At 57.3% G+C, this 12,368-nt stretch carries 15 protein-coding genes and 1 tRNA gene; 1 reads left to right on the forward strand and 15 read right to left on the reverse strand.

All coding sequences use genetic code 11. The features are described from left to right. On the forward strand, nucleotides 1-341 hold a 341-nt coding region (locus tag MK745_RS19245), incomplete at its 5' end, for a hypothetical protein (protein WP_243614809.1). Nucleotides 342-357: 16 nt separating this feature from the next. Here the strand turns inward: MK745_RS19245 and MK745_RS19250 are convergent. The 15 genes from MK745_RS19250 to hisD all read right to left on the reverse strand — a co-directional run bounded on the left by MK745_RS19250 (nucleotide 358) and on the right by hisD (nucleotide 12,253). Beyond that, nucleotides 358-792: a very short patch repair endonuclease gene (locus MK745_RS19250; RefSeq protein ID WP_243614796.1), complete on the reverse strand. Its 435-nt coding sequence runs from the start codon at nucleotides 790-792 to the stop codon at nucleotides 358-360. Between the two features lie 80 nt (nucleotides 793-872). Beyond that, the gene (locus MK745_RS19255) at nucleotides 873-1,901 is read right to left on the reverse strand and encodes a hypothetical protein (protein WP_243614797.1); all 1,029 of its coding nucleotides are present in this window, start codon (nucleotides 1,899-1,901) and stop codon (nucleotides 873-875) included. 2 nt (nucleotides 1,902-1,903) lie between these two features. Next, nucleotides 1,904-4,069, reverse strand: coding sequence for a sensor histidine kinase (locus MK745_RS19260; RefSeq protein ID WP_243614798.1), 2,166 nt, complete (start codon nucleotides 4,067-4,069; stop codon nucleotides 1,904-1,906). Beyond that, complete coding sequence (locus MK745_RS19265; RefSeq protein ID WP_243614799.1) at nucleotides 4,066-5,349, reverse strand: DNA cytosine methyltransferase; 1,284 nt, start codon at nucleotides 5,347-5,349, stop codon at nucleotides 4,066-4,068. The genes MK745_RS19260 and MK745_RS19265 overlap by 4 nt, the downstream gene beginning before the upstream one ends. A gap of 251 nt (nucleotides 5,350-5,600) precedes the next feature. Then, a tRNA-Phe gene (locus MK745_RS19270) sits at nucleotides 5,601-5,675 on the reverse strand. Between the two features lie 125 nt (nucleotides 5,676-5,800). Further along, a complete protein-coding gene (locus MK745_RS19275; protein WP_243614800.1) occupies nucleotides 5,801-5,983 on the reverse strand; it encodes a DNA gyrase inhibitor YacG in 183 nt (60 codons plus the stop codon). Further along, a complete protein-coding gene (locus tag MK745_RS19280; RefSeq protein WP_243614801.1) occupies nucleotides 5,980-7,002 on the reverse strand; it encodes a ribonuclease E/G in 1,023 nt (340 codons plus the stop codon). Before MK745_RS19280 ends, MK745_RS19275 begins: the two co-directional genes overlap by 4 nt. After that, nucleotides 6,999-7,577: a Maf family protein gene (locus tag MK745_RS19285; RefSeq protein WP_243614802.1), complete on the reverse strand. Its 579-nt coding sequence runs from the start codon at nucleotides 7,575-7,577 to the stop codon at nucleotides 6,999-7,001. Before MK745_RS19285 ends, MK745_RS19280 begins: the two co-directional genes overlap by 4 nt. A gap of 44 nt (nucleotides 7,578-7,621) precedes the next feature. Continuing rightward, complete coding sequence (gene infA, locus MK745_RS19290) at nucleotides 7,622-7,840, reverse strand: translation initiation factor IF-1 (RefSeq protein ID WP_224826370.1); 219 nt, start codon at nucleotides 7,838-7,840, stop codon at nucleotides 7,622-7,624. An 80-nt stretch (nucleotides 7,841-7,920) separates the two neighbouring features. Then, nucleotides 7,921-8,811, reverse strand: a complete 891-nt coding sequence (locus MK745_RS19295; RefSeq protein ID WP_243614803.1) for a carbon-nitrogen hydrolase family protein — start codon at nucleotides 8,809-8,811, stop codon at nucleotides 7,921-7,923. Nucleotides 8,812-8,887: 76 nt separating this feature from the next. After that, nucleotides 8,888-9,472, reverse strand: coding sequence for a GNAT family N-acetyltransferase (locus MK745_RS19300; RefSeq protein WP_243614804.1), 585 nt, complete (start codon nucleotides 9,470-9,472; stop codon nucleotides 8,888-8,890). Then, complete coding sequence (locus MK745_RS19305) at nucleotides 9,469-9,864, reverse strand: ketosteroid isomerase-related protein (RefSeq protein ID WP_243614805.1); 396 nt, start codon at nucleotides 9,862-9,864, stop codon at nucleotides 9,469-9,471. The genes MK745_RS19300 and MK745_RS19305 overlap by 4 nt, the downstream gene beginning before the upstream one ends. A gap of 89 nt (nucleotides 9,865-9,953) precedes the next feature. Further along, the gene (locus MK745_RS19310; protein WP_279391865.1) at nucleotides 9,954-10,403 is read right to left on the reverse strand and encodes a low molecular weight phosphatase family protein; all 450 of its coding nucleotides are present in this window, start codon (nucleotides 10,401-10,403) and stop codon (nucleotides 9,954-9,956) included. 7 nt (nucleotides 10,404-10,410) lie between these two features. Continuing rightward, nucleotides 10,411-10,890, reverse strand: a complete 480-nt coding sequence (locus tag MK745_RS19315; protein WP_243614807.1) for a UPF0262 family protein — start codon at nucleotides 10,888-10,890, stop codon at nucleotides 10,411-10,413. A gap of 61 nt (nucleotides 10,891-10,951) precedes the next feature. Next, nucleotides 10,952-12,253, reverse strand: a complete 1,302-nt coding sequence (gene hisD, locus MK745_RS19320; RefSeq protein ID WP_243614808.1) for a histidinol dehydrogenase — start codon at nucleotides 12,251-12,253, stop codon at nucleotides 10,952-10,954. Nucleotides 12,254-12,368: the final 115 nt, after the last annotated feature.

Below are 12,368 nucleotides of genomic sequence, written 5' to 3' on the forward strand. Positions count from 1 at the left end.
CAATACGAAACGACCCCACAGTGCTCTGGGCTATCGCCCACCGGCCCCCGAAACCATCATCCAGATGGACCAAAGGCCGATCATGCACTAACAATCAAATTGGACCACTCAAGTGGGGCGGATCAGTAACGCTCAAGGCAATCTGCGAAGAACTCAAACTCGACCCGCGCGAGGCCCGTGAACGCCTGCGCGCCGCCGCCAGCGACGCCAAAGCGAACCCCGACCTGGCAAAGGCGAGGAAGTCGCGCACCCCTTGGCAATGGGTGAAGGGATCGAAGGCACTCGGCGAAGCAAAGCAAGTTTTGGAAAAATCAGCGCCAAGCTCCACTGAGCAAAGTTAGGCCGCAGCTCAGGGACTCAATCAGTCAAAAAAGCCGACAACCCACTAGAAAGCTGGTCGGCATCACTCGTTTCGCATTCCCATACGACCAAACACGACCACCCCAAGTCCGAAAGCTGTTGAAGCACCGCAAGATCACGCTGGACATTCTTCCTGAACTTTTCCTGCCAGAATTCTTGCCTAGTTTTAGGCATGGTCGCTTTCGAGCAACCTGGGTGGCGATGCCAGAAGCAGCCATGAACGAAAATAGCCTTCTTACGAGGGCGGAATACAATGTCTGGCTTGCCAGGCAACTCTGGCGCGTGCAGTCTGTAGCGGTAGCCCATCGAGTGCAGTATTCGCCTGACTATCAATTCCGGCTTTGTATCCTTTGCCCCAATTCGAGACATATTATACGAACGGGCCGCTGATACGGAGCCGAAATCATCGTTAATTTCGCTTGGCTTGATCACTGGCTATCGCCTTCGATCCTTTCCCTGTGTTTCTTCACAAACCTGAATTGGGCACTAACCTCTCGGTGGCTCTCAACAGATCACTCTTCGGCATAGGTGAGTGTGGGCTGCCCCTGCCTTCCATAGAAAGAAGAAAACCGCGATACGATATCCTTCAAAAATGCAGGCGATATTTGAAGAAGCGGCTCATCGAACTGGTCTTGAACTTCCTCTTTTCCCACAGACATCAAGTGTTCAAAATCCATGTACCCTCCTTGAAAGAAGGCTGTACCGGGGAGAAAATGATAGCAGTTCCGCTTGTTCTTCTCCAACTCCTTCCTAACGTTTTCCTTGCTCTTGGCCTCGTGTGCAGCGCATTCATCAAGCGTTGAAATCTTGCAAAGCGTGATGTGCCTTGCCTTAAACTCTCCATTTGGTCGGACCGTCAAATCGCAAAGTGGATTCATCACGGCAAAATACGATCCACTTTCCTTGGATTTCAGCACTGTCCCGGTTCTCTTTAAGTCCCCTATCGGAGGAAAAATATAGAACTCTTCTGGAACGCAGCTTTCTTCGTCAAGGTCAACTAACTGTATCAAATGATTCATGACATGGCGCATCAGCGCCTTTTCGGATTTTTCGGGATCTTGTTGCCCGTACTTCTTCCAAGCCTCTTTTTGGCTAAGGAGATTGGACTTGAAGACATGGCTCAGTGACTGCTCAAGAAGTCCACGCCCGCCCATTACCTTAGTCAGCCCTGAGGCATGCATTTGTCGAAAGTCCTCAAGGATCGCAAGATGATCTGCCTCGCCCTTCTTCTGCACATCAATGTGCACAAATGCATCATTGGCTTCGCCGGGTGTCCCGGTAAGGATTACAACTGGCATGCGAACATTCGCCTCGCTCAAAGCTTTAAGAACCTCATTACCTTCGCCGCCTGCATCACCTAGCTTCATATCAATGACAGCGCAGTCAAAGCTGCCATCCAAAGCATTCAGAGTTTCGCTCAATGTGCCAAAAGGAACGACTTCAAATTCAACTTCGTTCTCATGGTTGAAACGAGCCACGCTTTGCACAAAGCCTTGACGGTCGCCTTCATCGTCTTCCACTAGCAACAGTTTTATAGTCAAATCTACTCTCCGTTTTCAGGTTGAAGTCTGAAATACGCACCCTGATCGGACTCCAAAACGTTCAGTTCAAGACCATTTCTCGATGCCGCCTCACCCGCAATTGCAAGACCCAAACCGGTACCATCTCGTTTGGTAGAAAACTCAGGATCGAAAATCACTTCTGATTCTATAAGAGATTTATCAATCCCAGGGCCGCTATCTCTGTAATCAATGTATGCGAGACCGCCTTCAGAAACCTCAAACCGGATCGTGATCGATGGGTTCTTCGTGGCTTTCTCTGCAAACCAATAAACACTGTTGTCAATCAAGTTGGTAAAAATCGCATAGAAATCTTGCTTCCAACCCAATAGCTCGAAATCAACTGGCCCCTCAACTGCAGCCTCGACTTCGAGCTCTTTCAGAGTGCTTTCGAACACTTGTAGAGAGCCGTTCAGCACCTCCGACATTCTAAATGGGCGAGCCTCCGCACGTTTGCCCGCGGCTAGTGGGTCAAGTCTTTCAAAAAGGCGGGCAAACACCTCCGCGTTGTGACCAAGCTCTTTTGCAATAGGAAGAACCTGATCCAAATTCTGCGGTGTTGGACTATCGCTAAATACACCAGCCCAATACTCGAGGTTCGGAACCTGGTTCTTGAAAAAGTTCAATGGCCGCCGCCCCTCATGCAGGACAACGTTCACGATTTTTCCGAGAGTAGCCTGACCCTGATAGACAGCAACAGTTTGTCTGATGCTTTCTGCCGCCTTGTTCTTTGCGGCCATGTCCCTTGCGAGGATGTCGGATATCTCTTTGGTGACAGCCTCTCCTATGCCCGCGCGCTCTAGCCTCGTAACCACGTCGGCACGAATGTGGTCGTCCGAAAACAACTGCTGAATTTGCTTTTCGACGCGGGACTTCGGCTTCCCCAGGTCAAGCGATCTTCGCAGCGCGAATCTGCGGATCTCCAGCTCTTCAATGACCTTGGTCGTTACTTCGATCAGCCGTTCATAGGCAGCATTTTCTTTGAGACCGTCCCGAGCACTTTTCTCAACCAGTCCCGACGTCTCTTCGGACCCGATGTGCACAAATCCAATGACTTGGTTTCCGCCAATCTTTCTGGAAGGATTCTGAATTCTTTTCTGGTTAAGCTTAAGCCAATCGAACTGTGCATCACCCAACGGTCGAACCCGAAAGCCGTTTCTGTAAACACCAATACCATTGTTGAAGTTCAGCAGCTGGCGAGCAGCCAAGTTGCCAAGGTAATTACCGTCCTTGTCCTTCAGCCCCCTACGAATAATCTGGTCGATATCGTTTTTGTCGCGATCATAAACCCGAATGTCGAAGTTAAGAGAACCGCATGACTTCTCAAAGAAACCAGAAAAATCAACGGCAAAGATTTCTATGCTCGCGTTATCTATTTTCTGTGTCGAGTATGTGAGTTCTCCGATACCGTTTTCATCCACATATCCAGAAATCATGTAATCATAGAAATCTAGGATCGGGAATGAATCGATGGTTTCCTCTGTGTCCTGAACACCTGTGAAGCCAGATACTTTCAGTTTGATGTCAAACTTCTCTGGCTTCAGGTCAACCCCAGAGATAGCCGCCGTAGGAGGCGTCAACTTTCGCAACTCATACATCAAACGGCGAAACTGGGCTTCATTCCACTCTTCCAACCCAGCTTTGCTACCATTTATCGTAAGTACCGTTCCGGGTTTAGAGTCGGATTTTCGTGTATCAATAAGTAGCTCTACTTGATCCAGATAGCTTGCACCTTCGAAGGTCGCCCATTCTACAAATACAGAGGTAGTTTCTCCATTCTCCGTGGTGGTTTCCAACAGAAGATCATCACCCAGAATAGACGCGGCAAAGCGACCGACACCTTTTCTCCCTTGGAGAACTCGGCCTTTGGGACTGGTCTTTCGCTTCAGCTTGTCGTCGGTGGAGGGGACCATCCACCGTTCAACGACATCTGACCTCGACATTCCGTGGCCACCGTCCGAAATGATGATTTTGTACTCCTGTGCCTCGGTGTCTGCCTTAAACTCCACCTCGACGAACTCGGAATCTGCGTCGAAGGCGTTCTTAACCAGTTCAACAACGGCAGCATAGGGATCTTGGATCAGATCGCGACCGATAGTTAAGATGTGGCGACCCGCAGGTCGAATAGAGAATACACCGTCGTCACTCATGACCAGTTCTCCACAAGTTTCTGGGAAATCTTTTCAGCTAGCAGGACCGGCACGGCATTCCCGATTTGCTTGAAGGCCGAAGTTCGGCTTGGTTTTCCACCTGCGCCCTCGAAATAAAAATCGTCAGGGAAAGTTTGCAGTCGCGCCGCCTCGCGCGGTGTAAGAGATCTGTTTTGCGCATTGTCTGGATGGATGTAGTAGTTCCCATCCTTGGCGATATGTGCAACCACTGTATGGGACGCTGGCAGGTCTGCCGCAACAACCTTGAAACGATCAAGAAATGAGCTTCGGTTCTTATGGGTCTTTAGCGACTCAGGCAGGTCGTTGTAACTCAACCGTTCACCGTTTTTGTTCCACCTGTTGACTACTTTCTTGAAAATTTTGAGGTCCCTCGGATTGTGTGGGCGTGCTTCGTGCCAAGTGGTACTCTTGTCCGCTGAAAGCAAGCCGGATTCCTCCAGCCAACGGCTAGGCGGCTTTTCCAAAGAAATGACTGATGGCACCCCTTTCCCGGCACGCAAAGATGGTAGGTCGCCGATAGCATCCTCAACCAAAAAGTCAGTCGGGATTTTTTCGAGCTCTGGGAAGAAACCGTCTTTCTTGCCTCTTCTGCCTACAAGAATAATCCGTTTTCGCTTTTGAGGGATGCCGTATTCATCAGCGGCGATGACTCGATACTCGACCGTATAGCCGAGATCTTTGAAAAGTGACCACATCATGTCAAAGTAGCGTGTGCCATCGGCTTCGCGCGCGGTCAGAAGTCCGACGACGTTTTCAAAGATGAAAAACTTTGGTCGATATCTCCTCAAGAATTCGGCGTAGTAGACAAACAAGTAGTTCCGTTCGTCGCCGACCATCTTTTGTTCAGAGCGCGCTCTCCCAACAAGTGAATAAGCTTGGCATGGTGGGCCACCTACAATTAGGTCCAGTTTCCTATCGCCAATCTGGATATCCAATTGGGCAAAAATATGAGACAAGCTCTTAGCCCCAATTTCGGCGTTGATGACAGAACTCGAGCGAGATCCAAACGCCAACGAATAGAATTCGTCCCTGCTAAGCTGACCCGAAAGATATGCAAAATATCCGCTGAGGTCGCCTCGGCCCCTCAGTACGTGGAACGCTTCTCTAGTACGGAGAGTGTAAGCTGCCGCAGTATCAGCCTCGACGTGAGCGATGGGCTCACAGCCTGCGCGCACAAAACCCTCGGACAGGCCACCAGCCCCCGCAAACAAGTCAATGAAATTTGGCTTATTGCCGTTTTTTGTAGTCAAATCGAACATGCAAGGCCTGGTATTTTTTCATTTCTCGGCAGCGTTTTCCTTCCCGAAGGTGTCAACGACTACTGATTTGATACTCTTTGCCTTTGTCAAGTGCCACTGAAGATTTCAGTTCATGACCACTTATGGTGAAGTTCTGTCGCGCCGAGCGGAGGACTTCCTGCAAATTGATACCCCAGTGATGCCCAAGCCGAGCAATGCAAGGGTGCACGCGAAGCCGCACAGGTCTAAGCAATTGAAAATATAAGACTTAATGGTGCCCGGGGGCGGAATCGAACCACCGACACGAGGATTTTCAATCCACTGCTCTACCCCTGAGCTACCCGGGCACGGGTGAACATCGCTGTTCGGGTTGCGGCGTTCTATGTCAGCTAACTGGGGCTGTCCAGAGGGTTTTCGCAAAAAAATGTCAAAGCGCGGGGCGCCTTGCGACGCGGCGGCTGGACCGGGCGCCTTAGTGGATCGGATCGCCGCGCTTTTCGAGCTCTTCAAGGGCTTCCAGCGCCTCCTCCGGGTCTTCCGACGGCACCGCATAGTCGCCGCTAAGCCACTTGCCGAGATCCACATCCGCACAGCGTTTGGAACAGAACGGGCGATATGCCTTGACCGTCTCCTTGTCGCAAATCGGACAGCTCATGGCAGCAGCCCCCGGATCGCCACGCGGGCGCGTTTGCGCTGAAGTTCGTAATGGCCAAGCGGGGTCCAACCCGCCATCACCGTGTCGATCCCGTCCGCCTTGAGCGCGGCGCGCAGCGCGGTCTCGAAGGGGCGGCGCTCCTTCTTGGGCATCGGGGCGAGATCGATCGTCACCTGCCCGCCAAGCCCCCGCAGGCGGAGCTGGCGCGGGATCTCCCGCGCGGCGGCCATATTGGCCTTGATCCCGGCGGCGGGCGAGGTATCCGCGCCGGTGTTCACGTCCACCGCAACAAGCGCGCGGGTCGGCTCCACGAACAGAAACGCACCGCCCCCCATCGCCACCTTGGCGCTCTTGAGATCCTCAAGCGCATCGAGCACGCCGTGATCCTCGAAACAACCCGCCCGCGTCACGATGTCCGCCGGCGCAACCCATTCGCGCCAGGCCTCTTCATGTGGCCCGTCGCCTTCGGTGAGCTTCTCCATCTCGCCCGCAGCATCGGCCATCACCGCGCGCGCCATCTCTTCCATGGCGGCAATATCTTCGGCGATCTCGCCCGCCTCGGCCTCGGCGCAGGACGACCGCAGGATGAGGCCCATCTCGCTGCCGCCCATAACCTCATGCGCGATCCCGAGAAGCGTCTCGCGCAGGTCGTCATCCTTGATCGAGCGGCTTATGTTGAGGCCCGGCGCCTCGGGCGTGACGATGGCATAGCGGCTCTTGAAGAGGATCTTCTGCGTCACCGGGATCGCCTTGCCGTCCTCTGCCATCCCCGTGACCTGCATGAGGAGCGTCTGGCCGGGCGCAAGTCCCTTGACCTGACGCAGAAAGCCCATGCCGTCGGGCGTCTTGACGAACATGCCGCCCTGCCCCTTCACGGGCCGATCCGCCACCGCGCGATAAATCGCGCCGGGGCGCGGCGTATCGCCATCAATGAGCACATCGTCAAGCTTGCCATCGACCATCAAGGCCGCCGCTTCGCGCTCTCCGATATGATCGAGCAGGATTTGCCGTCCCTTCATGCCGTCCCTCCATAGAGCGGGTAGCCCGCCGCCTGTAAGAGCGCCGCCGTCTCGGCCACGGGCAGGCCCATGATGGCGCTGTAGGATCCGCTGATCCAGGGGATGAACGCGCCTGCGGGCCCTTGGATCCCATAGCCCCCGGCCTTGCCCTGCCAATCCCCGCTGGCAAGGTAGGCGTTCAACTCGTCATCCGACAACCGTTTCATCTTGACCGCGCTCTCGACCGTGCGCTCCCAGAGCCTATCGCCCCGGCGCACCGCGACCGAGGTGATGACCCGGTGCCGCCGCCCACCAAGCGCAACAAGAAAGGCCGCCGCCTCGCCGGCATCGCGCGGCTTGCCCATGATGCGCCGCCCCATCGCCACGGTGGTATCGGCGCAAAGCACGATATCGTCTGGCCCGGCCTCTACGGCCGCGGCCTTCTCGCGGGTGATACGTTCGCAATAGGGTCGGGGAAGCTCGCCCTTTCGGGGGTCTTCGTTGATCTCGGGCGGGCGGATCGCATCCGCCACTACACCGATCTGCGCAAGCAGTTCCCTGCGGCGCGGACTGCCGGAGCCGAGGATAAATGTCATGCCATCGGTCCTGTCATCTGCCGCGCCACGAGGGCCGTTTCCGCTTACTTGAAGCGATAGTTGATCCGCCCCTTGGACAGATCATAGGGGGTCATCTCGACCTGCACTTTGTCGCCAGCCAGAACACGGATGCGGTTCTTACGCATCTTGCCTGCCGTGTGCGCGATGATGGTATGGCCGTTTTCCAGCTCGACCAGGAATGTCGCATTCGGCAGGAGTTCCTTCACGACACCGGGAAATTCGAGCAGTTCTTCCTTGGCCATGTTTTCTCCTTTAAAAAGCACCCGCCATGCGCGGGATGCCCTTAAATGGTCCCAAACGTCCTGATTTTCAAGGCCGATTCTCAGGGCAGCGGGATATATGTGACCTCCCCGTCACGTGCCCCCTGTTCCGCCCAATGGGTCCGGTTGCGCACGCCTCCGGCCCGGCGCACCTCGGCCACTGCCGAAAGGTCCGCCTCGCCATAGGTCCATGCGGGCACATTGAGCACCCCTTCGGCAATCACGCCGGTCGCCGGAAACCCCTTATCAGGCGGGCCAAAGACGCCGCCTGCGCCGGTGTTCATGTCAACCGCATCGCACCACCCCGCCGGCCCCACGACCGAGGCCATCGCGGTCACGCATTGCTGCTCAAGCGCACGCGCCATCGCCCCGATCCGCACCCGCCAATAGCCCGCAAGCGCCTCGGTACAACTCGGCACAAGGATCACATCACAGTCCGCAAGCGCCCGTCCCAAAAGAGGAAATTCGCTGTCATAGCAGATGAGAACCCCGATCTTGCCAAGCGCCGTCTCGAAAATCTTGAGCGGCCCGCACCCGACAACATCCCACGGATCGCGCTCGTAAAGCGTCATGATCTGCTTATCTTGATAGCCCACGGCGCCATTCGGGCTGATGAAATGCGCGCGATTGACGGGTCGGTCATCGGGCCGCACGCCGCCGTCGAAAACCGGCCCCGACCCACCAAGGATATAGACCCCATGCTCCGCCGCGAGCTTCTGGTGCAGCTCGGTGGCCGCTCCCATCCGCTCCGATACCGCCTTTGACGCCGCCTCAAGGTCCGCCGCAACCGCCGCACCCGCAAGCGTCGCAAGCTCCATCGCGCCATATTCGGGAAAGACGAGCAGTTCTGCGCCCTCTCCGGCGGCCTCCGCCACCCAGGCCGCCTGCTTGTCCTCGTATTGCGCCCAACTCTCAAGGAAATCGAGCGGATACCCCGCCGTCGCAATCTTCATCCCTACGCCCCCTCTTCCTCTTGCTCAAAATATCCCGGGGTGAATTGGCCGCCCCGCGGCCAAGAGGGGCTGGCCCCTAAATCTCCCGCATCCAGAATTGCAGCGGCTTCTCCGTCTCGCAATCCCGATCCACATCCTTCCAGGAGAAATGCGCCACGACGCCGGAAAGCGGTGCATAGCCACGCTTCCTCCAGAACGGCTCGAGCGGCGCATAGCCCTCCGGGCGAAGCGGGTGATCCTCCGGGCGCACCACGCCGCAAAAGGCGCATTTCGCAAAACCCAAACCGCGCGCATGCGCCTCGCGCAGATCGAAAAACGCGTGCCCGATCCCCTGTCCGCGATACTCCGGGAGGAGGACCGATTCCGCGCAGTAGAACACCTCGCCAAGGTCGATCCCCGTCCCCTCGAAGGCCGCCGCGAAATCCTCGGCATGGTCGGCCAAGGGCGTACCCGTCGCCGCCCCGATCAACCGCCCCGCGTCAAACGCCCCGACAAGCACCGCGCCTGCGCTGTCGCGGTAGCTCTGCAAATAATCGCGCTCATAGGCGAGATCGCCGTCATAAAGATAGGGAAACGCCCGAAACACCTCGATCCGAAGCCGCGCCACATCGTCGAGCGCCGCCTCAAGCTCTGCCCCCCGAAGACCCCGCGTCTCGATCATGAGACCTGCTGGATCCAGTCTGAGAGGTTGTAATAGGTCGTCACCCGCGTGATCTTGCCATCCTCGAGCGTAAAGAACCCGCCCGCCGGAAGGCGATAGTCCTGCCCTTTCGCCTCGGGCAGGTCGCCATCGGTCTTGAGATAGATGCCGTTTACGACAAACTCCGCCGCGCCGCGCGTCCCGTCCTCACTGGCAAAGACCACCATATCGGTGAGGGTCTCGCGATAGCATTCTGCCATATGGGCACAGAAATCCGCGAAAGCCTCCTTGCCGCTCCGCCGATCGCCCTCGTTCACGTCATGCACGAACTTGTCCGAAAGACAGTCTGCCATCCCCGCGATATCGCCCGCATTGAAGGCGTCGTAATAGCGTTGGATCGTTTCTTTGCTCATGGGGATCTCCGTCTCTTTGTCCTGCGCCGACCCTGTCACGCCCCGGCCCGCGCCGAACGCCATTTTGCGACCGCGCCGCGCAGAAAACGTCAGGGCGCGCCCCAGCGTTCCTTGAACCGCGCGATGATCTCGTCCCGCGCCCCGCGATAGGCCTCAAGCCTCTGCTCGCGCGTCTCGCCAATGCCGCAAGGATCGCTGATCGGCCAGTATTCCACGTCGCAATGGCTATAGCGGGTGAGGTCTTGAACCTCCCTGCGGCTCGCCGGTGTGAGTGCAACCACGAGGTCGAAGGACGAAATCGGATCGCCCCATTTCTCCATCTCCTCGAAACTGCGCGAGCGATGCCGCGAAAGCTCAACCCCCATCTCCTGACAGACCGTGATGGCGAACCCGTCAATCTCGAGATCGTTCTTGATCCCCGCCGATTGCACATAGGTATCGGTTCCGTAGAACTGCTTCATGATACCCTCGGCCATGGGCGAGCGCACCGCGTTGTGATCGCAGCAGAACAAGACAGACTGTGGCAGCTCCTCCCCCAAGATGCCCCTACCCTCCGAAATGCAGAACGCAGATCAGCGTGAACAAACGCCGCGCGGTGTCATGGTCGACCTCGGCTTTCCCCTTGAGCCTCTCGCCAAGGATGCGCGCACCCTCGTCGTGAATCCCTCGGCGCGCCATGTCGATGGTCTCGATCTGGCTCGGCGGCATGTTCTTCACCGCGTCATAGTAGCTCTCGCAAATGGCCCAGTAATCCTTGACCACCTGCCGGAACGGCGACAACGAAAGATGAAACTCCGCCGCCTTCTCCCCGCCTTCCGTCGCAATATCAAAGACAAGCCGCTTTTCACGGATCGAAAGCTCGACCTCAAACGGCCCTTCCGGAACCGCCCTGTCCTCCCGTTCGGGCAGGTCGAAACTATTCTCTTCGAGAAGATCAAACATCGCGACCTTGCGTTCCTGCTCGATCTCCGTCGTCGGAGGCGGCAGGTTGCTGTCGTCGATCTGGATTTTGCTGATCCGGGACATGGGATTCACACTCGCTCGCTAATTGGCAAAATGAGTAGCCGATCCCCCTTGGCAGGGCAATCTACTCGTTCAGCGCATCAAGCCGCGCGCGCACCGAAAGGCCATGCGCCTCAAGGCTTTCCGAGATCGCAAGCGTCTCTGCTGCCGGCCCAATCGCCCGCAGGCTCTCAAGCGTCATCTTCGAAAGCGTCGTGCGCTTGATGAAATCCATCACGCTAAGCCCCGAAGAAAACCGCGCCGAGCGCGCCGTCGGAAGAACGTGGTTCGGTCCGCCGACATAATCGCCGATGGCCTCGGGTGTGTATTGCCCAAGGAAGATCGCGCCCGCATGGGTGATCTTCTCCGCCAATGCATCCGGGTCCGCAACGCACAGTTCAAGGTGCTCCGGCGCGATGCGGTTCGACAGCTCCGCCGCCTTGTCGAGATCGGCCACCGTGATGACCGCCCCATAATCGCGCCAGCTCTTGCCCGCGATCTCGCGCCGCTCGAGCGTCTCAAGGCGTTTCTCGACCGCCTCGGCCACCGCGCGCCCAAACGCCGCATCGTCCGTGATGAGGATCGACTGCGCGCTCTCGTCGTGCTCGGCCTGACTCAAAAGATCAAGCGCGATCCAATCCGGGTTGTTATCCTTATCTGCGATCACCAAAATCTCTGACGGCCCCGCGATCATGTCGATCCCGACCTTGCCAAAGACCCGCCGTTTCGCCGCCGCGACAAAGGCATTGCCCGGCCCGGTGATCTTGTCCACTGGCGCGATGGTCTCAGTGCCATACGCCAGCGCCGCCACCGCCTGCGCCCCGCCGATGCGGTAAATCTCGTCCACGCCCGCGATCTTCGCCGCCAAAAGGACAAGCGGATTGGCAATGCCATCCGGCGTCGGCACCACGATGGCCAACCGCTCCACCCCGGCAACCTTCGCCGGGATCGCGTTCATCAAAACCGACGAGGGATAAGACGCCAAGCCGCCGGGCACATATAGCCCCGCCGCCGACACCGGCGTCCAGCGCCAGCCCAAAGTCGCGCCACTCTCATCGGTCCAGCTCTGGTCCTCCGGCATCTGCCGCGCGTGATAGGCTCGGATACGCTCCGCCGCCAACTCAAGCGCCGCACGATCCGCGTCATTCACCTCTGCACAATAGGCCTCGATCTCGTCTTCCGAGAACCGCAGCGTCTCGGGCGTCAACTCAAGCCGGTCAAACTTCGCCGTCAGTTCAAGAACCGCCGCATCGCCCCGTGCACGCACATCGGCGATGATCCCCGCCACCACGGCATCGACATCCGGGCTATCCTCGCGCTTGGCCCCAAGAAGCTGGGCAAAGGCGCTCTCGAAATCGGCGGCAGTCGCATCAAGAAATACGGGCATCACGGCTCTCCTTTGCCCCGCTCAATACAAGGGGTTCAAAGGGGGCGCAACGGGGGGAAGCCCCCCAAACGTAGGGTGGGTTTTCAACCCACCACCCGCGACCCCCGTGCCAGCG

This window comes from Shimia aestuarii (assembly GCF_022814865.1).
GTDB classification, from domain to species: Bacteria; Pseudomonadota; Alphaproteobacteria; order Rhodobacterales; family Rhodobacteraceae; genus Shimia; species Shimia aestuarii_A.